Genomic DNA, 24,118 nt, shown 5'->3' with positions numbered 1-24,118 from the left:
GACGCGTGGACGAGGCAGGCGACAGCACGTTCCCGAACTGGCCCGAGCTGCGGCGCCTGTTCACCTACGACGAGCTCGTCGGCAAGGTCCTGCAGGGCCGCTACGAGGTCGTGAAGCGGCTCGGCGCCGGCGGCATGGGCGTGGTGTTCCTGGCCCGCCACGTCCACCTCGACAAGCTGTTCGCGCTCAAGATCATCAGCGCCCGCTACCTCGACGAGCCGGAGATCGGCCGTCGCTTCCTGCTCGAGGCCCAGGCCGCCTCGAAGATCGACCACCCCAACGTGGTCGGCATCACCGACTTCGGCCCGCCCGAGGCCGGCCCCACCTTCTTCGTGATGGAGTACCTCGAGGGCGAGGACCTCGCGCGCACGCTCGCCCGCGAGGGCCCGCTGGCGTGGCCGCGCGCCCTCCACATCACGACCCAGATCGCCCGCGCCCTCGCGGCGGCCCACCAGCGCGGCGTCGTCCACCGCGACATCAAGCCGCAGAACTGCCTCCGCGTCGGCCGCGACGGCGACCCCGACTTCATCAAGGTCCTCGACTTCGGTCTCGCCAAGATCCTCTCCGGCACCAACAAGAGCACCTGGACCGTCGGCGGCTCGCCCGGCTACATCGCCCCCGAGATCTACCGTGGCGGCCGCACCGACCACCGCGTCGACATCTACGCCCTCGGGGTCGTCCTGCACACGCTCCTGCTCGGCCGCTTGCCGGCGCAGAAGCCCAGCGACGTCGAGCTCCCGCCGCAGGCGCCGGTGCTGCACCCGGGCGACCTGCCCGCGCCGCTGCGCGCCGTCATCGAGCGCGCCACCGCCGAGGATCCCGAGCGCCGCTACCCCTCCGCCGACGCCCTGCTGGCCGCGCTCGCCGGGGCCCGCGCCGCCCTCGAGAGCCCTCCCGCGCATGCTGCCTCCAAGGACATGCCCGAAAGGCCACGCCCCCGGCCGGCCCGCCGCGGCCTGCTCGTCGCCGCCTCGCTCGGCGGCGCGCTGGCCACCGCGCTCGCCGTCGCCCTCACCCGGGAGGCCGCCGGCGACGCCGTCGAGCCCGTGCCCGCCGAGGTCGCCGCGCCGTCCGGCACCGTCGCCCCATCAGTCCCCGCCTCCAGTCCCGCCGAGCCCCTCCCGCCGCCGGACCCCGCCCCGGCGCCCGCCGAACCGCACGACGTCGCCAGCGCCGCCCCTCCGACGCCGCCCGCGAGCGCCCCCGATTCACCAGCACTCGAGGACATGTCCGATTCGACATTCCCCAGGGCACCTGTCCCCGAGGCCAGCCCATCGCGCCCGCCGAAGCCCGCGCCGCCGTTCGACCCGGCGGCCGCGCGCGCCGTGCTCGAGCGCCGCACCGCCGACGTGCGCGCCTGCAAGGCCGACTCGAGCTTCCGCAACATGGCCGCGACCGTCCGGCTCGCCGGCACCGTCACCGTCTCGCCGCGGGGCAAGGCCACCGTCGCGCTGCCGGCCGGCTACGACGTCAGCCCCTGCCTCGAGCGCCTGGTCGCCCGCCTGCGCTTCCGCCCGAGCGCCGACGGCGGCGAGTTCGCCTACACGTTCCTGCTGTGAGCCGCCGCCGCGGGCTCGACATGTCCCCAAGGACATCCTCCGCGCCCGCCCGTTCCTCCCCGCGGAGAACACCGCCGGCACTCACATGTCCCCGAGGACATCCCGATCGACGAGCGCTCCGCCTCACCCCGGCGCCGGCCCCAGCCCCATGCGCGCCAGCTGGGCGTCGAGCCGCTCCTTGGCGACCCGCAGGCGGCTCTTGGCCGTGTTCTTCGGGATCTGGTACACCGCGGCGATCTCGACGCTCGTCATCTCCTGCGCGTAGCGGAGCTCGAGCAAGATCTGCAGGTCGAGCGGCAGCTTGCGCAGCGCCGCGGCCAGCCGCTCGAGCTTCGCGTGCATGGAGGCCTGCCGGCTCGGCGACGGCGACAGGTCTTCGAGCGACGACAGGCTCGGGTCGAATTGGGACGCGCGGGCTTTCTTGCGGAAGTGCGCGAACAGGACGAAGCGCGCCGTCCCGTAGAGGTAGGCGCGGAACGTCGCCGCGATCGGCTCGCCGGCCGTGACCTCCTCGCCCGGCACGACGAAGCGGTCGCGCGCGTGGATCAGCGCCTCCCACGTCTGCTGCGCCAGGTCGTCGACCTCGAAGTCGCGGACCTTGTCGGCGAAGAAGCGGACCACGTGCGGCCCGTAGCGGCGCACCAGCCCGTCGCCCGCGCGCGCGTCCCCGGCCCGCCAGGCCGCCAGCAGCGCCAGGTCTTCGTCGTTGCGGGCCATCGCCGCCGCGCGCGGCCCCGCGGCCTCGACCTGGTCTTCGGGTCTGGTCGGCTTCGACATGCGGCGCGGGTCGTGAGGATCGCACGACCCGCGCCCACCTCCAAGGGCCCGCCTCGCGGCGGGCCGCTCGACGCAAGCCCCCCGCGAGGCGCCGCCGTCCTCAGCCGCCCGCCAGCGCCGCGCTGATCTCGCCCACCGCCGTCACGCTGCCGCTCAGGGCGCCTGTGCCGCTCTGGATGAGCGCGCCCACGCTGTCGATCTCCGTGACCGCGCAGCTGAGCCGGATCGCCGCGAGCAACTCGCCTTTCGCCGTGATCGCAGCCTCCATCGCCGGCACGAGGTCCACGGCCGCGTCGCCGATCCCCGCGCCCGCCTCGAGCACCAGCTTCGCGCGCGCGCTGGCGGCCAAAAGGCTGGCGTAGCGCCCGCGGAAGCCCTCGACCCACGCCTTGAACTCGGCGCGCGCGTCCGCGTCGGCGAAATCACCCCGCCACTGCCACAGGATCTCGAGCGACGGCGGCGTGCACTGGGCCTGCATCTTCGCCTCGGCTTCCACGCTCGCCTCGCACTCCGCCTTGGCCTTCGGCGGCACCACCTCGCCGTCGCACGAGCCGTCGCAGCTGGCGCTCGCCTCGGCCGACGCCTCGCAGCGCACCTCCGCGCCGGCCTCGCACTGGCCGTCGGCCGGCTTGTACTCGCACGAGCCCTGGCACTTGCCGTCGCACTCCGCCCCGGCCTTCAGCTCGCACGTCCCCTCGCACTCGCCCATGCACTCGCCCGCGCACGACCCGTCGGGCCCCGTCACCGAGCAATCGCCGTTGCACGTACCGTTGCACGTGCCGTTGCACTGCAGGCTCCCCCCGAGCTCGCAGGTCCCGGTGCAGCTCCCGTCGCACTTCAGCTCCGGCGCCGTGCCCTTGCACACCACCGTCGCCGACGCGTCGCAGCTGGCGGACGCGCTGGCGTCGACCGTGCACGTGCCCTTGCACTCGACCGCGACCATCCCCGGATCGACCTCCGCGTCGCACTTCGCCGTCGCGTCGATCGCCACCTTCGCGTCCACCGTGCAGCGCGGCGGCGCGTACGTCACCTTCAGCCCGCCCTCGATCGCCTCCCCGAACTTGCTCGTCAGCTCCGCCCGGATCTCCGCCGCGCTCGCGCCCGCGTCGAGCCCGAGCGACACCGCGATCGCCCGCAGCTCGGCGTCGACCCCGGCCTTGACCTCGAGCGCCGCCTTGTCGAACCGCACCACCGCCGCGAAGAAGCTGTCGACGCTGGCCACCCCCGTGATCGACGCGTTGCCCTCGGCGATCCCCTCGGCCGGGCAGCCCAGACCACACGCCTCGGCGGCCGGGTTCTCGATGCAGCCCGTGGCGAGCAGGCCGAGGCCGAGCGCGAGGATAGAGCGGGAAAAGATAGAAATGGACATGTTCGTTTGCTCCTGTCTCAAAAGACTTGTCATCAAGGCGCACCTGACCTGACCCCAAGACCAGGCGATCGACAGCGATCGCCGGCCCGGGTCGCAGGCGCCGGTCTTGCGCGTTCGCCCAGAGGTGTCGCGACCCGTCCGGAGGGATCGGATTTTTTTCGCGCCTCCGAACGCGCACGCAGCGCGATCTCGCGCAGCCCGCCAGATCGGCCTCTAACTGCCTCCTGACGGCGCTACCGCGCATCGCCGGCCTCGACGGCGCGCTCGCCGTCCGCCTGCGCCGCCCTCCCGCCTGGTCGCACGCGCCGCCGGTCAGCGCGCGCTCGCCTCGCTCACTCGTCCAGCGTCACCGTCGCCCGGTACGTCGGCGGCCGGCGGGCGCGGGTCTTCTGCTCGAACGCGTAGCCCATCGCCAGCAGCGCCGCCTCGCCGCGCGGCTTGCCGAGGAACACCAGCCCGACCGGCAGCCCGTGGATCTGCCCCATCGGCACCGTCAGGCTCGGCGTCCCGGCCACCGCCGCCGCCGCGTAGCCGCCGCCTCCGCTGATCCTGTCCCCGAGGACAGGGTCGGTCGGCCACGCCGGGCCCATCGCCGGCGCGACCACGGCGTCGAGGCGGTGCTGCTCGAGCGCCGCGCCGAGCCCCTCGTCCCACGCCAGCCGCCGCGCCGCCGCCTTCGCCGTCACGTACGCCGGAGAGTCGAGCCCGCCCTTCGCCTGCGCCTGCTCGAACAGCTCCTGCCCGAACCACGGCATCGCCGCGCGCGCGTGCTGCTCGTTCCACGCGATCAGCCCCGCGAGCGACGACACCGGCGCCCCCGAGTCCCGCAGGTAGCGCTCGATCCCGTCCTTGAATTCATGAAGGAGCACCTCGAACTCGTGCTCGCCCCACTGCCCCCAGGTCGCCAACTCGACCGGATCGATCACCTCGGCCCCGGCCGCGCGCAGCGACCCCAGCGCCGCCTCCGTGAGCGCGTCGAGCCGCGCGTCGTCGCCCATCGCCTGGCGCAGCACCCCGATCCGCTTGCCCTGCAGCGCAGCCGGGTCGAGCCCCGCCGTGTAATCGATCGCACCTGGCTCTTCGGTCATCCCGTTCAGCAAGATCGCCGCGTCGCGGACCGTGCGGGCCATCGGCCCCGCCGTGTCCTGGCTGGCCGAGATCGGGATGACGCCCGCGCCGCTCACCAGGCCCACCGTCGGCTTCAGCCCCACGAGCCCGTGGATCGCCGAGGGACAGATGATGCTCCCGTCGGTCTCGGTCCCGACCCCGACGGCGGCGAGGCTGGCCGCGATCGCGGCGCCGGTGCCCGAGCTCGAGCCGCAGGGGTTGCGGTCGAGCGCGTACGGGTTGCGCGTCTGTCCGCCGCGGCTGCTCCAGCCCGACGTCGAGTTGGTCGAGCGGAAGTTGGCCCACTCGCTGAGGTTCGTCTTGCCGAGGATCACCGCCCCGGCCGCGCGCAGCCGCGTCACCAGCGGCGCATCCGCGCGCGGGCGGTGCTCGGCCAGCGCCAGCGAGCCGGCCGAGTTGACCATGCCGGCGACGTCGATGTTGTCCTTGATCAGCACCGGGACCCCGTGCAGCGGCCCGCGCACGCGCCCCTGCGCGCGCTCGCGGTCGAGCGCCTCGGCCTCTTCGCGGGCTCGCGGGTTGAGCTCGAGGACCGCGCCCAGCTGCGGCCCCGCGTCGTCGAGCGCCGCGATCCGCTCGAGGTACGCCGCCGTCAACGCCGCCGACGACAGCGTCCCCGCTTGCATGCGGCGCTGCGCCTCCGTCAGATCGAGCTCGACGACCTCGAGCGCGCTCGTCGTCGGCGACCGCGTCTCGCTCGCACGCTCACAGCTCGCGGACGACAACGCGGCGACGAAGACGAGGGCACGACGCATCGGCCGCGAGTCTAGTACGAATGCTGCGATGTGCGGCGATGCATTCTCGTCCGCGACACGGGCCCGCCCCGACGCCGCGCTCGCGGGTCTGCCTGCGGCCCCTCGGAGCACGCGAGCGACCGACGCGCTCCCCGTCACCGCTGCAACGCGCCTTTCAGACATGTCCTTATCAACATGTCCAATTCACCATCTCGTGGCCTCGCGGCCCCATGCGCGGCGCATCCACCCCTGGTAGCGCCCATGGGCAGGCTCGGCGATACTGCGGCCATGAAGGCCACCACACGCACCCCCCTCGCGCTCCTGGTCCTCCTGCTCGCTTGCGACTCCAAGCCCGCGGAAGGCGGCGGCAAGGCCGAGGCCAGGGCCGACATCAAGGCCGACGCGAAGGCCGACATCCAGCTCGACACCAAGGCCGTCGCCGACGCGGCGGCCAAGATGAAGGCCGACGCCGACGCCGAGCTCGGAGCTGCGGCGCAGGCCACCATCGTGCCGCTCAAGCCCGTCGCCGAGGTCGAGGCTGCGCTCGGCACCGAGGTCTCGATCCGCCCCGTCGACTTCGACCTCAAGGGCGTCGTCGAGCTCCTGGCCAAGGGCGACATCCGCACCGCCGCCGAGCTCGAGCTGTTCCTCAACGCCCCCGGCGGCGCCGCGCACCGCGTCGACTTCGACATCGACGGCAAGCTCGACTACCTGCAGGTCGTCGAGGTCCGCGCCGGCGCCGACGTGAACTTCGAGATCCGGGCGATCCCCTCGAGCAAGCTCGACGCCTCGCTCGCGGTCCTCGTCGCCAACCTCGCCACCGTGCGCGCCGAGGCCGAGGGCGCGATCAAGGTCGTGGCCACCTACTCCGCCGCGGTCGAGGGCGCCGCCGATCTCAAGTTCGAGCACGACTTCAAGGCCGACTTCAAGGCCGACGCCGTCGTCCTCGCCGACGCCAAGGCCGGCGCCTTCTTCGGCTGGGCCGTCGACGTCGCCCGCCCCGCCCACGTCAGCGTCCACCTCTCGCCGGCCGACATCCAGCTCGGCGCCGACGGGGCCGCCCAGTTCGCCGGCGACGTCTCGGCCTCGCTCGACGCGGCCCGCCTCGCGGCCCTGCGCGGCGCGATCAAGGTCGAGGCGCTGGTGCTCGCCGCCGTCGATCCGCCCGACGTCGACGTCAAGGCGGCCGCCAAGGCCGGCGCCAAGGCCAAGGCCGGCGTCGACGTCAGCCACTCCGCCAAGAGCGAGGGCGCGATCAAGGTCGGCTCCGGCGGCGGCGTCAATGTCGGCAGCGGCGGCATCAAGGTCGGCGGCAGCGCGGGCGTCTCGTTCGGCGGCAGCGCCGGCGCCTCGGTCGGCGGCGGCGGCAGCGGCAAGGCCAAGGCCGGCGCCGGGATCAAGATCGGCAATTGAACCGCCCTCGGGCCCTCGCCGCGTCTGCGCGAAGGGGCATGTCCGTCCGAACATGCCCCTTCACACATGTCCTTTCGACTAGCCCATGACCCGCCGGACCAGCAGGTCGAACAGGATGCTGAGCGCGTCGAGGGCCGACTGGCCCTTGCGGCGCGACCACTCGGTGTAGCGGATCGTCACCGGCACCTCGACGAAGCGCAGGCGCAGGCGGCGGATCTCGTGCAGGATCTCCGACGCGTGGGCCATGCGGTTCTGCGTGATCCGCAGCTTCCGGGCCGCCTCGGCCGTGAACGCGCGCAGGCCGTTGTGCGTGTCGGTGATGTCGAGGCCCGCGGCCACGCGGGTGAACGCGGTCGCCAGGCGCAGCACCACGCCGCGGCTGGCGGGCATGCCCTCGGTGCCGCCGAGGAAGCGCGAGCCGAGCGCGACGTCGGCGCGGCCCTCGGCGAGCGGGGCGACGAGGGCCGCGACGTCGGCGGCGCGGTGCTGGCCGTCGCCGTCGAAGGTCACCACGTAGCGGGCCCCGCGGTGGAGCGCCAGCTCGATGCCGGTCTGCAGCGCCGCGCCCTGGCCGAGGTTGACCGCGTGGCGCACCACCGTCGCGCCGGTGCCCTGCAGGCGCGCGTACGTGTCGTCGCCCGAGCCGTCGTCGACCGCGATCACGTGCGGCCAGGCGCGCCGCAGCTCGGCCAGCACCTCGCCGATCACCGGGCCCTCGTTGTAGCAGGGCACGACGATCGTCACGTCCGCGGGGCTGGGCGGCGCCATCGGGCGGCATTGTCGGGCTCCGCCGGTCGCGAAGCAATCGACGCGGTTTGACATCCGCTGCATCGCGGTCGATCCTCCGGCGACCGCATGGCGATCCAGATCCTGCTCATCGGCGGCAGCCTCGCCCTGCTGTTCCACTTCTTCGTGCGAGCGCGGCGGCGACCGGTGCAGAAGCTGGCGATGACGGTGGTGTTCGCCGGCATCATCTTCCTCGTGATCTTCCCCGACGTCTCGACCTGGTGCGCCCACGCCGTCGGCGTCGGCCGCGGCGTCGACCTCGTCTTCTATCTCAGCTCGCTGGTGCTGCTGTTCCTGTGCTTCAACCTCTACCTGGGCCAGAAGACGCTCGAGGATCGCATGACGATCCTCGTCCGCGAGCTCGCCCTGCAGCCGCACCGCGCCGCGCCGCCGGCCTCGCCGCCGGAGCCGTGATCATGGCGCGGCGGGTCCTCGCGGGGTTGGGGCTCGCGTGCCTGTACGCGGCCGTGTTCCTCGCGTTTCACCCCGCCATCGTCCGCGGCGAGGTGTTCCTCGGCTGGGACGCCGTCAACGAGCACTGGGGCGACCTTTTGGTCCCGCTGCACGCCTTGCAGGCCGGCGAGCTGCCGCTGTGGAACCCGCACGAGCGCGGGGGCTACGACTTCCTCGCCGACCCGCAGACCGGCGTGCTCTACCCGTTCAACTGGCTGGTGTGGCTGGCGGCCGCGCTGTTCGGCGAGGGCCCGTGGGTCGTGCTGCTCAAGACCTTGTTGCACGTCGCCATCGGCGGCCTCGGCACCCACCTCCTGCTCGCGCGCCTCGGCCTGTCCGCGCCCGCGCAGGCGCTCGGCGGCTGCGCCTTCGTCCTGTCCGGTCGCGTCGCCAAGGCCAAGGACTCGGCCGGCCTGTGGTCGCCGGTGTGGCTGCCGTGGCTCGTGCTCACCGGCCTCGAGCTGGTGCGCCGGGCCTCGCCGCGCAGTGGCCTGGCCTTTGGGGCAGCCACCGCCATGGCCTTCCTCTCCGGCTACCCGCCCAACTTCTTCCGCGACCTCGTCGGCCTCGCGCCGGTGCTGCTCGTCGCGCTCGTGTTGGTCGTGCGCGGCCTGCCCCGGGCGCGCCGGCACCTCGCGCGCGTCGCGGGGGCCGGCGCGCTGGCCCTCGGCGTCGTCGTCGGCCTCGCCCTGCCCAACATCGTCGCCACCCTCGCCTGGCTGCCGGAGACCGTGCGCGAGCAGCTCGATTTCGCCGAGGTCGTGCTCTCGACCGCCACCCCGCTGCACCTGTTCGACGCGCTCGCCCCCGGCACCTGGCGCGCTGGCGCGCCCGTCCACTACCTCGGCGCCGTCGTCCTCCTGCTCGCGGTGTTCGCCGTCCGCCGCGACGCCCTGCGGATCACCCATGCGGCCTGCGCCCTGCTGTTCTTCCTGCTCGCCTGCGGCGACGGCTCGCCGCTCCTCCCGTTCCTCGCCCGCCGCGTCCCCGGCTTCGGCCTGTGGCGGATCCCCGCCCAGTACTTCTTCGGCTTCGCCTTCTTCGTCGCCGTGCTCGCCGCCCACGGCCTCGACGACCTCGTGCGCGCCGAGCCCGGGCGCCGGCGCGCGCTGGCGCGGCGGCTCGCGCTCGTGTTCGCCCCCGCGTGCCTCGGCCTGCTCGTCGCGCTGGCGTGGAGCCGCGCGCCGGCGAGCACCGGCCTGGCCGCGCTGTTCGTCGCTCTCGGCGGCGCGTGCCTCGGCGGCCTGCTGAGCGCGCGCCCGTGGCTGCGCCGCGCGGCCGCGCCCGTCCTCCTCGGCGTCGTCCTGCTCGAGCTCAAGGTGCAGGCGCGATCGATCCACGCCATCGCCCAGAAGCCGCCCGATCTCGCGCGCGACGCCGCCATCGCCACCCTCGACGACACCCTCGGCTGGCGCGTCGCCGACGACGAGCACTGGCGCTGGCGCGTCGGCGCGCGCCTCGGCGTGCGCGACATCTTCGGCCGCGACAGCACCCTCGTCACCCGCCGCTGGCGGGCCTTCCGCGCGCGCGCGCGCGAGCACGCCGGCCTGCTCGCGGCCGCCAACGTGCGCTGGTACGTCGGCGGGCATCGACTCGCCGTCCAGCGCACCGCCGCCGGGCGCTCGCGCTGGACCCCCGGGCGGCCGGTCGAGCTGCTCGACGCCGCGCCGTTCGCCTACTGGACCGCGCGGGTCGAGCAGGTCGAGCGCGAGGGCGACGCCCTCGATCGCCTCGCCGCGCTTTCCCCCGGCAGCGCCGCCGTGCTCGAGGCGCCCGCGCTCGCCGACGACGTCCGCGCCGCGCTCGCGGGCCTGCGCCCCGACCACGCGCCGGTCGCGGCCACGCTCGACGAGTTCGCGCGCAACCGCGTCGCCCTGACCGTCGACGCCCCCGCGGCCGGCGTGCTGGTGGTCCACGAGGCGTGGGCGTCCGGCTGGACCGCCCGGGTCGACGGCGCGCCGGCGCCGGTGCTGCGCGCCAACTACCTGTTCCGCGGCCTGCTGGTCGGGCCGGGCCGGCACGTCGTCGAGCTCGAGTACCGCCCCCCGCGCCTCGGCGCCGCGCTCGCGGTGTACGGGCTCACGGCCCTGCTGGTGCTGGTCGGCCTGCTCCGCCTGCCGCGCAGGACAGGTCCCTCCGAGCATGCCTGAAAGGGCATGCCTGATGGGACATGCCCGATCGGCCATGCCCTCCGAGTCATGTCCTTCGCGACAACCGCCGACAGCGCGGGCCCCGCGGAGCGCGCTCCGCGGGGCCCGTCGTGGCCGCGCCGGCTCAGACGCCGTTCAGCGCCTCGAGCACCGAGCGGATCTCAGCCAGGTCGGGGTCGCCGGGCAGGGCCGCCTCGGCGGCCACGAGGGCGTCCAGCGCCGCGTCGAGCGACGCGGCCTCGGGCTGCTCGCGCCAGGCCTTGAGGCCCTCGGCGTAGGCGAACACCGCGGCGCCCTTCTTGAGCAGCGGCGACTCGGCGGCCACCGACTCCTGGATCTTCTTGATCACCTCGGTCTCGCGGTCCTCGAACGTGATCGGGTCCTTCCAGCGCACGGCGACCTTGAACTCGGCGGCCTCGTCGACCAGCGCGGGCGCGCAGGTGGCGACCGTCTGGTGGAACACCATCGCGTCGTTGGGCGCGAGGTGCTGCGGCTCGACCTCGGCCGGGTCGGCGGAGTACTCCTCGCCGCTGAACTTGACGATCGAGAAGCCCGGCGGCATGTCGAGGCGCACGCGCACGTCGCGGACGGCCACCGCCATGGTCTGGACGAACCGCTCGCCGAACATCTTGTGGGCCTCGTTCACCGACGGGATGAACAGCGACGCCCCGCGGCCGACGTCGGTGACCGTGTCCATCAGCTCGTCGTTGTACGTCTCGGGCGTGCCGACGCCGACGCCGACGAGGTAGATGCCGTCCTCGTTCTGGCTGCCCGCGCCGCCGGCGATGATGTCGATGTCGGTCACGCCCGCGTTGGCGCCGCCGTCGCTGATCAGCACCACGCGGTTGATCCGCGCCGCGTCGAACTGCGCGTGCGCCAGCTCGTAGCCGGCCTTGAGCCCGCCGTTCAGGTCGGTGCCGCCGCCCGCGGCGAGCCCGTCGCACAGGTCGAGGACCACCGGGTCGTTGGCCTTCGTCACCTTGTGCTTCGTCAGCTTGATCGCGTTCGTGGTGTCCCAGCCGACCGCGGAGATCACGTCCCCGGCGCGCAGGCTGCCGGCGATCGTGCGGCACACCTCGATCTGCAGGTCCATCGGCGGGCCCTGCATCGAGCCCGACTCGTCGAGCACCAGGGTCACGTTCATCAGCGGGCGGTCGGCGTTGGCGATCTTCTCGCTGGCGACGCCGATCTGGACCACGTACTCGTCGGCCGAGGCCCCGGCGAGGCGGGCGATCTCCGGCAACACCGTGACCATGCCCGGCTGCGCCGCGTCGTAGCCGAACGAGTAGTAGTTGAGGAACTCCCACGTCCGGATCGGCACGTACGACAGCGAGCCCCAGCCGGACAGCACCGCCTCGCGCACCTGCACCGGCGACGACGTCGAGTTCGAGTCGTCGGGCGACAGGTAGAGCACCACCGGCGTCTGATCGTCACAGGCGGGCTCGCCGGTGGTGCTGTCGTCGCCGGTGGTCGACGCGTCGGAGGTGCTGTCGCCGTCGTCCGGCGGCGGCTCCTCGCCGGTGCCCGTCCCGTTCGGGTCGCCCCCGCTCGCGCTGGTGGTCGCGGGCTCGCTGCCGGTCGACGCCCCCTGCGAGTCCCAGCCCCCTTCGGTGTCGCCGCCGCTCTCGTCCGGGTTCCACGACCCCGAGCCCGGCGCGCCGTCGGTGCCGGGGTTGGTGGCCGCGGTGGCGCCCCCGCCCGACTGGTCGGCCGCCGAGCTGCACGCGCCCGAGAGCGCGGCGAGGAGAGGCAAGGTGAGCGCCGCGAGCGTGCGCGGGCGAGACAGGGTTTTAAGGTTAGTCGTCGGCATCGGTCCTCGGCGGGCGGCGGATGCAAGGACAGGGCGCGTTGCAATTTCAACGACTTCGCCGAGCCGCGCGCGATCCGCCGTGACAGCCGTGTCGCGTTCGCGCCCCCCGCGTCATCCCCGACCCGGGCGCTCCAGGGCAGCTCGATCCGCCCTCGCCCGCCGGTCGCGCCGTTAACTGGCGCGGGGCTGTCGCCGCAGCAGCGACGCCACGTCGCGGTGCTTCTCGGCGCGGGCCCACGCGAGCGCGGTCCGCCCCGCGTGATCGCGGAGCGACGGATCGGCCCCGACCTCGAGCAGCGCCGCCGCCGTGTCCGCCTGGCCCTCCATCGCCGCGCGCATCAGCGGCGTCTGCCCGCACGCGTTCACGGCCTCGACGTCGGCGCCCGCGAGGCACAGCGCGCGCACCACCTCGGGCACCGGCTCGGTCGCCGCCAGCGCCAGCGGCGTGTCGCCGTTGACGTCGCGCAGCTCGGTGTTCACGCCGGCCGCCAGCAGCACGCGCACGCTGTCGCGGCGGTCCTGCCAGGCTGCCACGTGCAGCGCCGTCTGGCGCCAGGAGTCGATCACGTCGAGCGGCGCGCCGGAGCGGCACAGCATCGCCACGATCGGCGCGTGATCCTGATCGGCCGCGAGGTGCAGCGCCGTGCGCCCCTGCACGTTGACACCGCGCACGTCGGCCCCGCGCGCCAGCAGCTCCTCGACCACCGCCGCGTGTCCGCGGAAGCTCGCCGCCAGCAAGGCCGTCGGCAGCCCCGGCCAGGCCGGGTGACGCGCCTCGATCCGCACGCCCTCGGTCAGGAGGCGGCGCACCTCCTCGACCTGTCCGTCGAGCGCCGCGCGGTGCAGCGCCCACTCGGCGCGCCGCCGGTCCGCGCTCGGCAGCACCTCGAGGAAGCCCGGCGCGCGGGCCACCTCCGCCAGCGCCTCGGCCATCGCCCGGCCGATCTCGCGGCCCGCCGTCGCCTCGATCTGCGCCTCGACGTGGCTCAGCCACGCGTCGACCTCGGCCGGCTCGCCGGCGTGGAACAGCAGCGCGAAACCTGTCCCGACGGCCATCTTGCAGCCCTCCGCGTCCTCGCCGGCGCTCCGCAGCGACAGCGCGCGGCCGATGAGCGCCCGCACCTGCGCCTTCGCACCTGACCGCAAGGCCATCTCGGCCCCGACCGAGTGCAGCCACGCCGCGTTCTTGGCCGAGATCGACATCGCCCGCGGCGGCGGCGTCATCAGCATCGCCACCCCCTCGGCGTCGCGTCCCAGGCGGTAGAGCGCGCGGATGTGGTAGTCGCGGACCCAGCCGAGCTCGATCGGATCGGTGGTCGGGGCGGCCAGGAGGTCGCGCTCGAGCGCCTCCGCGAGCGGCAGGGCGTCCGCGGGGGAGCGCTCGAGCGTGGTCGCGAGCGCGAACATGCGGGTGGAGAAGTCGACGGCGGTCATGCCCCGGTCGAAGAGCACGCCGCGTGCCACTCCCCGCGCCGCCCCGCGGCTGCACCCGCGTCCCGCGCGTGCATCGTTTCGATCTACTCATGTGCATCATTCTGATACACCTGAATCATTTTGTGCCCCCTCGGCGCGGCGACGCCGCCCTCGCCCACCCGCGCGCCCGGCCGGCCGCTCGATCTACAATCCCGCCGTGTCGCCCGCGACCTCCCCGCCCCGCAGCTCGCCCGCGCTCGTCGTCGCGCTCGTGCTCGCCTGCCGGCCCGACCTGTCTCGAGAGCCATCCTCGCCGCCGCACGATGCTCCGTCCACCCCGCCTGCACCGGCAGATTCGGGCCGACCGCCGGCGAAGCAGCCCGCCGCCGCGCCGGCCGATCCCGAGGCCGGCCGGCTCGCGGGCATCACCGCCGCGCACAACCGCCACCGCGCCGATCTCGGCATCCCCCCGCTCACCTGGTCGCCCGAGCTGGCGCGCTACGCCCAGAAGTGGGCCGACAAGCTGCAGAAGCAGCGCTGCGCGCTCAAGCACCGCCCGCGCTCCGGCCCCGACGCCCAGCGTCACGGCGAGAACCTCTACGCCGGCAGCGGTCAGGCCGCGACCCCCGAGCAGGTCGTCGAGCGCTGGGTCGCCGAGGTCGCGGACTACGACGCCAGGACCGGCCGCTGCCGCGGCGTGTGCGGCCACTACACGCAGGTCGTGTGGCGCGACAGTCAGCGGCTCGGCTGCGCCATGGTCACCTGCGGTGACAGCGAGGTCTGGGTCTGCAACTACGATCCCCCCGGCAACTTCCTCGGGCAGAAGCCCTACTGAGCGTGCCGGAGCGCCGGGTCGAGACCGTCCGCATGTGCCGTGCCACAGCTCGTGGACCGCGTGTGCGACGAGGTGACGATCCAGGCGACGCGCCGCCTCTCGTGCGCACATCGGCGGGCCCGCCGCCCCTCGCTACAATCGCCGCAAGGAGCCCGCCGTGACCCTTTTCCGCCGCCGTTTCATACGCGCCCTCGCCGTCGCACTCAGCTGTCTCGCCACCGTCGCCGTCACGCCCGTCGCCGACGCCAAGAAGGGCGGCAGCGACGCCGGCCAGCGCCTCTCCGACCGGGCCGAGATCGCCGACCTCACCTACTGCTACGCCGAGGGCACCGACGCGATCGGTCGCGGCGAGCTGGCCGTCGGCAAGGCGATCTACAAGGAGTGCTTCACGACGGGCGCCAAGGTCGCCGCCTACTTCCCCGGCGCCGATCCGAACGGCCCCCCGGGGCTTTTGGCGGTCGGCACCGACGCCTGGGCCGTCGCCGTGCAGGGCGTGTTCGAGACCAACGGCTACATCTCGACCCAGCACCTCATGAGCAACATCCGCATCGACCTCGACGGCAATTCGGGCACCATGACCTCGTACCTCAGCGCGACGCACGTCATCGATCCCGCGGGCGCGGTCGAGCTGGCTCACGGCACCTACGTCGACAACATCGTCCGCACGTCGCAGGGCTGGCGGATCTCCAAGCGCACCCTCTACTTGATCAGCTTCCTCCGCCTCGAGTCGCCGGCGCCCTGACCGGCGATTATCTGTCCTTCGGGCCAGATCACGAACGAACTGGCCTGCGCTCGCTCCAAGACCTTCCTCGACATGTCCACCGAACCGCAACGAGCATCGCTCGACCGCATGGCCCGGGCGCTCCACCTCTCGGGCGCCGCCGTCCTCGAATTCACCGACCTCGACGCCGGCGACCCGCTCGCCGCCGGCGCCCCGGCGCACTACGACGCGCGCGTGCGGTCGCTGCTCGGCTGCGGCGCCGACGCCCCGCCCGTGCTCGGCACCTGGCTCGCCGCCGTGCACCCCGACGACCGCCAGCGGGTGGCCGCGGCGCGTCACGAGCAGCTCCTGAGCGCCGGCGAGCAGACCATCGAGTACCGCGTGCTGGTGGCAGGCGTCGCGCGCTGGTGGCACGAGCGCAGCGACGTCGTCGTCACCGGGCCCGGGCGCGGCTCGGTCGTCGCCGTCGTCCGCGACATCACCGACGAGCGCGCCGAGCAGGAGGTCTCCCGCCGCGCGACCGAGCTGCTGCGCCAGACCCAGGCGGCGGGGGCCGTGGGCGGCTGGGAGGTCGACCTCGCCGAGAACACGCTCTACTGGACCGAGGAGACCCACCGGCTCCACGAGGTCCCGCCGGGCTTCGTCCCCGACCTCGCCACCGCGATCGACTTCTACGCCCCCGAGCACGTGCCGGTCATCTCGGCGGCCGTCGAGCGCTGCATGCAGGGCCAGCCCTACGACCTCGAGCTCGAGATCGTCACGCACCTCGGCAACCGGCGCCACGTCCAGGCCGCCGGCCTGCCGTACTACGAGGACGGCCGGCTCACGCGTCTGTACGGCGTCTTCCGCGACATCAGCGAGCAGCGCCGCCGCGAGGACGAACTGCGCGCGCAGATCGACATCATCGCCCGCCAGGACAGCGCGATCCGCCAGCTCTCGACCCCGATCATCCAGGTCTGGGACAACATCATCACCCTGCCGCTGCTCGGCACCCTGGACGCCGCGCGGACCGCCCACATCATGGAGCGCCTGCTCGCCGAGGTCGGCCGCCTGCGCGCCCGCTACGCCATCCTCGACCTCACCGGCGTCGACGCCATCGACGACGTCACCGGCGACCACCTGCTGCGGCTGGTCCGCGCCGTCGGCCTCCTGGGCGCGCGCGGCGTCCTGTGCGGCGTGCAGCCCGCGGTCGCCGAGTCGCTCACCGGGATCGGCGTCGAGCTCGCGGGCGTCGTCACCTACCGCAACCTGCACGAGGCGCTGCAGCGCTGCATCCAGGCGCTCGCCGCCCGCCCCGCGGCCCGCACCGGCACATGAGCGTCTGGGCATGTCCTCGAGAGCAGGCTCTCGGGGACATGCACGAGGGGACATGCTCTTTCAAGCATGTCCCTCGTCGCGCCGGCGCCCCTCAGGGCAGCGCGGTCACCCGGTCCAGCGCCGGCGGCGACACCGGCGAGTGAGCGGCGAAGTAGTCCTTGAGCGCCTGCATGTCGGTCACCCCGCCGACGCGGTCGGTGCCGCCGATGAACACGGTGAAGCCGTCGCCGCCGTCGGCGAGGTAGCCGATCGTGGCCACCCGGTACTCGCCCGCGGGGTCGATGGCCACCCCGTCGATCTCGATGCTGGCCGGGTCGACCTTCGCGCCGATCGGCGCGCTCTCGCTGTAGCTGTAGGTGAAGCCCTGCGACACGTGCAAGATGTAGGGTTCGACGCCCTCGATGAACTGCTGCTCGAGCAGCGCGTCGATCTGCGCCCCGGTCAGGGTCAAGACCACCAGGTTGTTGCCGAACGGCTGGACCGAGAACGCCTCGCCGTAGGTGACGATGCCGTCGGCCGGCTCGTCGCCGGAGGCCGGGAAGTGCAGCGAGTTGCGGACCCCGCCCGGGTTCATGAACGCGAGCTGGGCCCCGCCGAGCAGCGCCGGCGCGGTCGCGTCGAGGTACGCGTCGGCGAGCACGGCGCCCATCGTCGACATCCCGGGCTCGTCGCCCGACGGGTACTGCTCGAGCGTCGCCGTGATCGTGCCGATCTGCTCGTTCGCCAGCGGCGCCGACAGCTGCTTGTACATGGCCACGAACGCCTGGATCACCGGGTCGGCCGCGTCGCGGGTGACGACCACGTTCGCGGCCGTCGCCGCCGTGACGTCGCCGGTCGCCGCGCTGATCTCGAGGTCGATGTCGGTCAGCACCCGGCCGAACGAGGCCGCGCTGGTCACGATCTTGTCGGCGATCACGCAGTTGTAGGCCTGGTGCGTGTGGCCGCTGACGACCACGTCGACCGCCTCGTCGAGGCCGTTGACGATGTCGACGATCGGGCCGGAGATCCCCTGGCACTCGTCGAAGGTCGCGCCCTGCAGCCCACCTTCGTGGATCAGGACCACGATCGCCTCGACGCCCTGGTCCTGCAGCTCGGGCACGAGCGCGTTGACCCGCTCCACCTCGTCCGCGAACGTCAGCCCGACGATGCCGCCGGGCGACACGATCTTGCCCGTCGCCTCGAGCGTGAGGCCGATGAACGCGATCTGCACCCCCTCGACGGTGCGCAGCGCGTAGCTCGGGAACAGCGTCTCGAGCGGGTCCGCCTCGACGATCACGTTGGCCGCCAGGAACTGGAACTCGGCGCCGGCGAACGGCGTGCCGTCGGCGCAGCCGTCGACCGGGTGGCAGCCGCCCTCCTGCATGCGCACCAGCTCGGCCGCGCCGTCGTCGAACTCGTGGTTGCCGACGGCGTTGTAGTCGAGCCCGATCTGGTTCATCAGCTCGATCGTCGGCTCGTCGTGGAACAGCGCCGACACCAGCGGCGACGCCCCGATCAGGTCGCCGGCCGAGACGACGATCGTGTTGGGGTTCTGCTCGCGCAGGGCGGCCACGTGGCTGGCGAGAAACGCCGCCCCGCCGGCGTCGACCGAGGTCGCGTCGGGCAGCTTGATCTTGCCGCTGCTGCCGGCCGGCGGCTCGAGGTTGCCGTGAAAGTCGTTGAACGCGACGATCTGGACCTTCACGATCGTGTCGCCGCCGGTCGTTTCGGTCGTCGTGTCGGTGTCGCCGGTCGTCGTCGTCGTCGACTCGCTCGTCGTCTCCGTCGTCGTCTCGACGCCCTCGGTGGTCTCCGTGCCGCCCGTCGTCGTCGTCGTGTCCGTGGCAGTCGTGTCCGTGCCCGTCGTGTCGGGGCCGGTCGTGTCCGGGCCCGTGGTCGTCGTGCCGGACGTCGGATCGGTGCTGGTCGGCACGCCCGTCGTCGGCGCCTCGTCGGTCGTGCTCGCGGCCGTGTCGTCGTTGGTCGACGACATGGTCGCCGTATCGCCGGTGTCCGATCCGCTGCAGCCGCCCAGGACGAGCGCGAGCGCCCACATTCGCCCGCGCAGGGTATTCGCCAGACTCGCTCTCATAAGTGATTGCTCCCGCAGTTCGGCGGCGTGCATACCACGAGCCCTCGCGGCGAATTGTCACGGCGGAGCCAAGCTCACGCCAACGCCCCGAGACGGCGGCGTATCCTTTGTGCGGCGTCCGGCGAGGCCCGAGTCGTCGGCACCCCACGGGCGCGCCCCCCGGGAACCCCCGCATTGACACGCGACATTGAATGGCTGTCTCTTGCGGCTCTCACCAATATCGACGCGTATTCCACCCACGCACCATCGCCATTCGATCGCGGCCGCGACCAATGTATGGCGTCACATGACTCTGATGCTCTGACGCCTTCAAGACCCGGGCGGCATTCACGAAGCGGTGAATCCACGACACGTGACTGCCCCTCGATCAGGCCCGCGCGCACAGACAGCATCAGCCTGAGGTCCGCGCAGCGAACCCGTCGGCGCGGACCCCCGACTCGAACCGACGACGCGCGAAACCATCATCTGGAGCCGCGGCGCTGCGTCTCGTCCACCGACACGACGCGTGCGGGCGCGAGGCCGCGACCGCGCGCATCGACACCTCGAGCTGCGAGTCGATCGCCGACATCATCAACCCGGCCGTCCACGAGATCCCCGCGCCGCTCAGCCAGCACTGACCGCGGCGCCCCGACGACGGGCGCGGGGGCGACGTCGCCGTTACACTCGAGAGAGGCCCGGCGGTAGACATCGCACGAAGTCGAGCCTCGCTCGCGTGCGCTCGCCCGGCCGGGACGGGCGGTTCCGCGTGCTCTGCCCCAGATCGTGCGCGAACCCGAGACTGGCGCCATGGCCCTCGCGCTTCCGACCCCCCGCCTCCTCCCTCTGGCCGCGCTCGCGTCCGCATCGCTGTTCACCGCCTGCCCCAAGCCCGACGACCCCGACCTCGACGACGGCTCGGGTTCGCCGGGCGACACCGAGACCACGGGCGCCGTCGCACCGGGCGAGAGCGCGAGCGACGTCCCCACGACCGGGACCGACCCCACCGACACCGGGCCTGCCAGCACCTCCACGGGCCTGGATTCCACTTCAGGACAGGTCTCTTCGGACAGCATCGACACCGACGGCGACACCGGCACCACCGAGCCCGAATTCGGCCACTGCCCGTACGCCCCCGGAGGCGTCGACGTCGCGCTCTCGCGCGTGCAGCAGGGCGTGCCGCTCGACCTCACCGCGCGCGACTGCGGCGCCGCCGAGCAATTCTCCGGCCAGGTGATCAGCGCCGCGCCCGATCAGCTCGAGCTCGCGGTCTGCGCCGACGCGAGCTGCGGCGCCTGCGATCCCGCCGACGACCTCACCCTCTCGCTCGCGCTGCCCGACGGCGTCGCCGGCCTGCCCGCGCAGCTGGCCGCGGGCGATTGCCTGCAGCTCGGCGCCGACTGGAACCGCGCGGGCGCCGATCCACAGACGTGCACACCGTCCGGCGTGTCGCTGGTCGGCCTCATCGAGGCCCAGCCGGAACCTGTCCCAAAGTTCATCTACCGCTACACCGAGACGCTGCCGCGCACCGACGTCCTCGGCCCGTTCGAGCTGGTCGGCGTCCTCCACGGCCCCGGCGAGCTCGGCTGTCCGTGCGACGGCGATTGCTGCGCAGACCAGCCCGGCGCGCGCCGGCTCCGCTTCATCGCCCGGCTGTGGAACGCCGAGATCGAAAGCGCCCCCGTCGATCCCGGGACGACCGTGCCGTTGTTCGCGTTCGGCACCCCCGAGGGCAGCGACCTCTACGGCGACATCTCGCTCGTGCGCGCCGTCGTCCCGAGCGAGTGCGCCGCGCCGGCCCGTCACGAGTGGCTGCTGAGCGTCTCGCCCGGCTGAAGCCGGCGGCCGGGTGGTAGCATGCCCGCCCCATGATCGTCACCAGCCCGGCCGATTTCCTCGCCGCCCTCCCCGAGCAGATCGAGGCCCGGGGCGCGTGGGGCAAGCCGACCATGTCGGCAGCCATGGTCGTCAGTCCGATCGGCTTCCGCATCAGCCCCGAGGCGGTCGACAACCACTACATGCAATCGAGCGCGATCGACCCCGAACGCGCGTTCGCCCAGCACCACGGCCTCGTGCGGGCGCTCGGCGCCTGCGGCCTGCCCGTCCTCGTCGTCCCCGGGCGCGACGGCCTCGACGACGCCGTCTTCCCCAACAACGCCTTCGCCACCATCCCCGATCGCCTGATCGTCGGCTCGATGCGCCACCCGGTCCGCCGCGCCGAGGCCGCCCGCGACGACGTGCGCGACCTCTTCACATGGACCTTCGGACATGCCCTGACGGACCTGTCGCACAAGCCAGGTATCTCCGAGCTGACCGGCCCGCTGGTGATCGACCGCGCGCGCGGCCTCGGCCTGTGCGGCCTCAGCCAGCGCGCCGACGAGTTCGGGTGCGCCTCGATGCACGCCGCCTTCGGCCTGCGCCTGACCTTCCGCTTCGCCCTCCAGCCGCGCGAGTACCACACCAACGTCGTCCTCGCGGTGCTCGCCGGGCGGGCCTGCGTCCTCCACCCCGGCTCGTTCGTCGACCCCGAGGTCCCGGCCGCGATCGCCCGCGCCTACGAGGGTCGCACGCTCGAGCTCGACGACGCCGAGAAGCAGGCCTTCGCCGCCAACTGCATCGCCGTCACCGAGCGCGACCTGATGCTCAGCGCCACCGCCCTCCGCGCCCTCCGCCCGGCCTCGCGCGCCGCGCTCGAGGGCTGGGGCTTTCACCTGCACGCGGTCGAGGTCGACGAGTTCGAGAAGGCCGGCGGCAGCCTGCGCTGCATGATCGCCGAGATCTTCTGACGCCGCGCGACGACATCGGCGAGCCCCCGTCTGCACCGTCCACGGCCCCGCGCGCACGGCCGCCGGCGAGAGCTTGTTAGACTCGCCGGCCATGCGGACGCTCTCGCTCTCCTTGCTGCTGCTGCTCGCCTGCACCGGCGGCGACGCCGACGACACCGGTGGCGCCACGTCGACGACCAACGCGCCCTCGACCACCACCACGACCGGCGCGAGCGATCCGACCACCGGCGAACCCACCACCGACGCGCCGGCGACCACCACCTCCACCGCCACGTCCACGACCGGCCCCGCCGATCCGACGACCACCACCTCCGGCGACGACAGCACCACCAGCGAGCCGCTCGAGCCGCCCGGCATCCACTATGTCGGCCGCCACGACGCCAGCGACCCGAACAACATCCGCATGAGCTGGTCGGGCGTCGGCGCGGTGGTGCGCTTCGACGGCACCGACCTCCACGCCGACCTCGACGACAACGGCCGGTGGTTCACCGTCGTCGTCGACGGCCAGGTCCAGCCGCCGCTGATGACCGCGCCCGGGCCGATGACCTATCCGCTGGCCACCGGCCTGGCCCCCGGCGAGCACACCGTCGAGCTGTACCGCCGCACCGAGGGCTCCTTCGGCGTCACCACCATCCTCGGCTTCGACGTCACCGGCGAGCTGCTGTCGCCGCCGCCGGTGACGCGGCGGATCCAGGTCATCGGCGACTCGATCTCGTGCGGCTACGGCAACGAGGGCGTGTCGCCGTGCAACTTCTCGGCCGAGACCGAGAATCACTACAGGACCTACGGCGCGATCGCGGCGCGGGCCGTCGGCGCCGAGCTGCACACGATCGCCTGGTCCGGCAAGGGCGTCGTCAACAACTACGGCGACGACGTGTTCGAGCCGATGCCGCAGATCTACGACCGCACGATCGCCGGCGACGGCGGCGCGCAGTGGGATCACGCCGCGTGGCAGCCCGACGTCGTCGTCATCAACCTCGGCACCAACGACTTCAGCACCGACGACGACCCGCCGGAGGACGTGTTCGTACCGGCCTACGTGGCCTTCCTGAGCCACCTGCGCGACGTCTACCCCGACGCCTTCATCCTCCCGGTCGCGCCGCTCTTGTGGGGCGACGAGGCGACGATGGTCGCCGGTTACTTGCAGAGCGTCGTCGACCAGCGCCACGCCGAGGGCGACCTCGATGTCGCCTTCGTCGACATCAACGCGGCTCCGGTCGGCTCCGGCTGCGACGGCCACCCGAGCGTCGCCACCCACGAGGGCATGGCGCAGAACCTGGTGACCGCGCTGGGCCAGCACCTCGGCTGGTAGCGCGGCTCACGACGCCGCCGACAGCGCGCGCCCGCGGATGTCGGCGACCAGCGCGGCCGGCAGCTGCTTCGTGCGCGAGAACTCGCGCATGTGCCGGATCGGCAGCTCGCCGAGCGCCGCGATCGTCTGCTCGCCGATCTTCTCGACGTACTTGCGCGGCGCGAACGCGACCAGCTTGTCGCCCTCTTCGGGCGCGCGGGCCAGCACCTCGAGCAGCGCGTCGAGCGAGTTCATCTTCATGAACGGGCAGGTCGCGCAGCCGCCGGCCGTCGAGCAGCCCTCGCCGCCCGCGACCCCCGGCACCAGCGGCAGGTGCACGTCGCCGGTGGCCACCACCGCCGCGTCGGCCACCGGGAACACGATCTCGACCTCGACCGGGCGCGCCAGCGTCTGCAGCAGCGCGCGCAGCTGGTGGACGATCGCCGTCACCATCCCGGCCTCGGTGCCGAGCACGAAGCGCAGGCGCACCGGCGACATGTCCCCGGGGACAGCTCCGACCTGCTTCACCTGCGCGGCGATGTAGTCGAGGATGTTCGACGTCGAACCGACCACCCCGTGACCGGCGCGCTGGGCCGCCAGCGCCAGCGCGAACATCTCGCCCGGCACCTCGAGGTGGGCCGTGACGTGCGCGTCCGCGTAGTGCTCTTGCACCCTGCGCACCACCTCGGCGCCGAACATGTGGTGGACGATGCACGAGCCCTGCTCGAAGTGATGGAAGCGGGGCAGCAGCGCGCGGATGCTGTCGCGGTCGTGGGCCGGGTGGAGCGCCCGCACGGCCGCGTCGTCCATCTCGGCCAGGCTCGTCAGCAGCGCCCGCAGGTTCTCGCCCATGTACGTGTCGGGCCCGAACCACACGTGGCCCTCGGGCACCTGCGCGAACGCCTGCAGCACCGTCTGGATCACGTTCGAGGACGTGCAGGTGATCGTCGGCACCAGCGACTGCGCGTACGCCTTGGTCCGCAGGCTCGTGTTGATGTACACCACGTGCAGCGAATTGGCCGTCTGCGCCGCGCGGCGCAGGTACGCCGCGTAGGCCGGCGCCTCGGCGGCCGCCGCCAGCGAGCAGCCGATCGGCTCCTGGGCCACTCTGTACACCGGGACATGTTCGAAGCCGGCGGCGTCGAGCACCGCGCGGACGTTCTCCGACATGAAGTCGACCCCGAGCACGATGATGGCGCGGGCCCCCTCGCGGGCCATCTGCAGCGCCCGGTCGGCCATCACCAGCGAGTCGGAGATGTGGATGTGCGGCCAGTCGCAGGCGAACAGCACGCCCTGCAGCTCCGCGTCCATGTAGAAGTGGGCCACGATCCCCGCGCCGCTGGCCTCGAGCAGCGAGCGCAGCCGCCGCACGGTGGCAGGATCGGGGTCGAGGAAGGCCGCCTGGGCCTCCGCGAAGGCCCCCTGGGCGGTCGCGCCGCCGGCGCTGAGCACGAGCGAGGGAAACGGCTGCATCGCCGGCACAGCGTAGTGCCCCGACCCGTGTGTTTCAACCTTCGCCCGCGAGCATC

18 protein-coding genes are annotated in these 24,118 nt (G+C 73.1%); 10 read left to right on the top strand and 8 right to left on the bottom strand.

Features of this window, described 5'->3' with window-relative positions:
• The first annotated feature begins 5 nt into the window (after positions 1–5).
• Complete coding sequence (locus tag K7C98_RS19125; RefSeq protein ID WP_224193127.1) at positions 6–1,559, top strand: serine/threonine-protein kinase; 1,554 nt, start codon at positions 6–8, stop codon at positions 1,557–1,559.
• Positions 1,560–1,682: 123 nt separating this feature from the next.
• Here the strand turns inward: K7C98_RS19125 and K7C98_RS19120 are convergent, their stop codons facing one another.
• The 3 genes from K7C98_RS19120 to K7C98_RS19110 all read right to left on the bottom strand — a co-directional run bounded on the left by K7C98_RS19120 (position 1,683) and on the right by K7C98_RS19110 (position 5,588).
• Positions 1,683–2,336 (bottom strand): RNA polymerase sigma factor, encoded by a 654-nt coding sequence (locus K7C98_RS19120; protein ID WP_224193126.1) that lies wholly within the window; start codon positions 2,334–2,336, stop codon positions 1,683–1,685.
• Between the two features lie 100 nt (positions 2,337–2,436).
• Positions 2,437–3,705, bottom strand: coding sequence for a hypothetical protein (locus K7C98_RS19115; RefSeq protein ID WP_224193125.1), 1,269 nt, complete (start codon positions 3,703–3,705; stop codon positions 2,437–2,439).
• 332 nt (positions 3,706–4,037) lie between these two features.
• Positions 4,038–5,588: an amidase gene (locus K7C98_RS19110; protein WP_224193124.1), complete on the bottom strand. Its 1,551-nt coding sequence runs from the start codon at positions 5,586–5,588 to the stop codon at positions 4,038–4,040.
• A 267-nt stretch (positions 5,589–5,855) separates the two neighbouring features.
• Here K7C98_RS19110 and K7C98_RS19105 point away from each other — a divergent pair, with 267 nt between their 5' ends.
• Positions 5,856–6,980 (top strand): hypothetical protein, encoded by a 1,125-nt coding sequence (locus tag K7C98_RS19105; protein ID WP_224193123.1) that lies wholly within the window; start codon positions 5,856–5,858, stop codon positions 6,978–6,980.
• Between the two features lie 78 nt (positions 6,981–7,058).
• Here the strand turns inward: K7C98_RS19105 and K7C98_RS19100 are convergent, their stop codons facing one another.
• A complete protein-coding gene (locus K7C98_RS19100; RefSeq protein WP_224193122.1) occupies positions 7,059–7,748 on the bottom strand; it encodes a glycosyltransferase family 2 protein in 690 nt (229 codons plus the stop codon).
• 87 nt (positions 7,749–7,835) lie between these two features.
• Between K7C98_RS19100 and K7C98_RS19095 the strand changes: the two genes are divergently transcribed.
• Together K7C98_RS19095 and K7C98_RS19090 are read left to right on the top strand one after the other, a co-directional pair.
• Positions 7,836–8,180, top strand: coding sequence for a DUF2304 domain-containing protein (locus K7C98_RS19095; RefSeq protein ID WP_224193121.1), 345 nt, complete (start codon positions 7,836–7,838; stop codon positions 8,178–8,180).
• Between the two features lie 2 nt (positions 8,181–8,182).
• Positions 8,183–10,369, top strand: a complete 2,187-nt coding sequence (locus tag K7C98_RS19090) for a YfhO family protein (protein ID WP_224193120.1) — start codon at positions 8,183–8,185, stop codon at positions 10,367–10,369.
• Between the two features lie 124 nt (positions 10,370–10,493).
• Here the strand turns inward: K7C98_RS19090 and K7C98_RS19085 are convergent, their stop codons facing one another.
• Positions 10,494–12,179, bottom strand: a complete 1,686-nt coding sequence (locus tag K7C98_RS19085) for a vWA domain-containing protein (RefSeq protein ID WP_224193119.1) — start codon at positions 12,177–12,179, stop codon at positions 10,494–10,496.
• A gap of 171 nt (positions 12,180–12,350) precedes the next feature.
• Positions 12,351–13,613, bottom strand: coding sequence for an ankyrin repeat domain-containing protein (locus K7C98_RS19080; protein ID WP_224193118.1), 1,263 nt, complete (start codon positions 13,611–13,613; stop codon positions 12,351–12,353).
• Positions 13,614–13,809: 196 nt separating this feature from the next.
• Between K7C98_RS19080 and K7C98_RS19075 the strand changes: the two genes are divergently transcribed.
• From K7C98_RS19075 to K7C98_RS19065, 3 genes are all read left to right on the top strand, one after another.
• Entirely contained in the window at positions 13,810–14,427 is a 618-nt protein-coding gene (locus tag K7C98_RS19075) for a CAP domain-containing protein (protein ID WP_224193117.1), read from the top strand.
• Between the two features lie 157 nt (positions 14,428–14,584).
• Positions 14,585–15,169 (top strand): nuclear transport factor 2 family protein, encoded by a 585-nt coding sequence (locus K7C98_RS19070; protein ID WP_224193116.1) that lies wholly within the window; start codon positions 14,585–14,587, stop codon positions 15,167–15,169.
• A 72-nt stretch (positions 15,170–15,241) separates the two neighbouring features.
• A complete protein-coding gene (locus K7C98_RS19065; protein WP_224193115.1) occupies positions 15,242–16,465 on the top strand; it encodes a PAS domain-containing protein in 1,224 nt (407 codons plus the stop codon).
• A 91-nt stretch (positions 16,466–16,556) separates the two neighbouring features.
• Here K7C98_RS19065 and K7C98_RS19060 read toward each other — a convergent pair whose 3' ends face one another.
• Positions 16,557–18,536 (bottom strand): bifunctional metallophosphatase/5'-nucleotidase, encoded by a 1,980-nt coding sequence (locus K7C98_RS19060; protein WP_224193114.1) that lies wholly within the window; start codon positions 18,534–18,536, stop codon positions 16,557–16,559.
• Between the two features lie 786 nt (positions 18,537–19,322).
• Here K7C98_RS19060 and K7C98_RS19055 point away from each other — a divergent pair.
• From K7C98_RS19055 to K7C98_RS19045, 3 genes are all read left to right on the top strand, one after another.
• Entirely contained in the window at positions 19,323–20,348 is a 1,026-nt protein-coding gene (locus tag K7C98_RS19055; protein ID WP_224193113.1) for a hypothetical protein, read from the top strand.
• Positions 20,349–20,380: 32 nt separating this feature from the next.
• Positions 20,381–21,298, top strand: coding sequence for an arginine deiminase-related protein (locus tag K7C98_RS19050; RefSeq protein WP_224193112.1), 918 nt, complete (start codon positions 20,381–20,383; stop codon positions 21,296–21,298).
• 91 nt (positions 21,299–21,389) lie between these two features.
• Positions 21,390–22,610, top strand: coding sequence for an SGNH/GDSL hydrolase family protein (locus tag K7C98_RS19045; protein WP_224193111.1), 1,221 nt, complete (start codon positions 21,390–21,392; stop codon positions 22,608–22,610).
• A gap of 6 nt (positions 22,611–22,616) precedes the next feature.
• Here the strand turns inward: K7C98_RS19045 and nadA are convergent, their stop codons facing one another.
• Entirely contained in the window at positions 22,617–24,062 is a 1,446-nt protein-coding gene (gene nadA / locus K7C98_RS19040) for a quinolinate synthase NadA (RefSeq protein ID WP_224193110.1), read from the bottom strand.
• Positions 24,063–24,118: the final 56 nt, after the last annotated feature.

The sequence above is a fragment of the Nannocystis pusilla genome (assembly GCF_020073745.1).
Classification (GTDB): domain Bacteria; phylum Myxococcota_A; class Polyangia; order Nannocystales; family Nannocystaceae; genus Nannocystis; species Nannocystis radixulma.
This window is presented reverse-complemented; position numbering and strand designations above follow the sequence as displayed.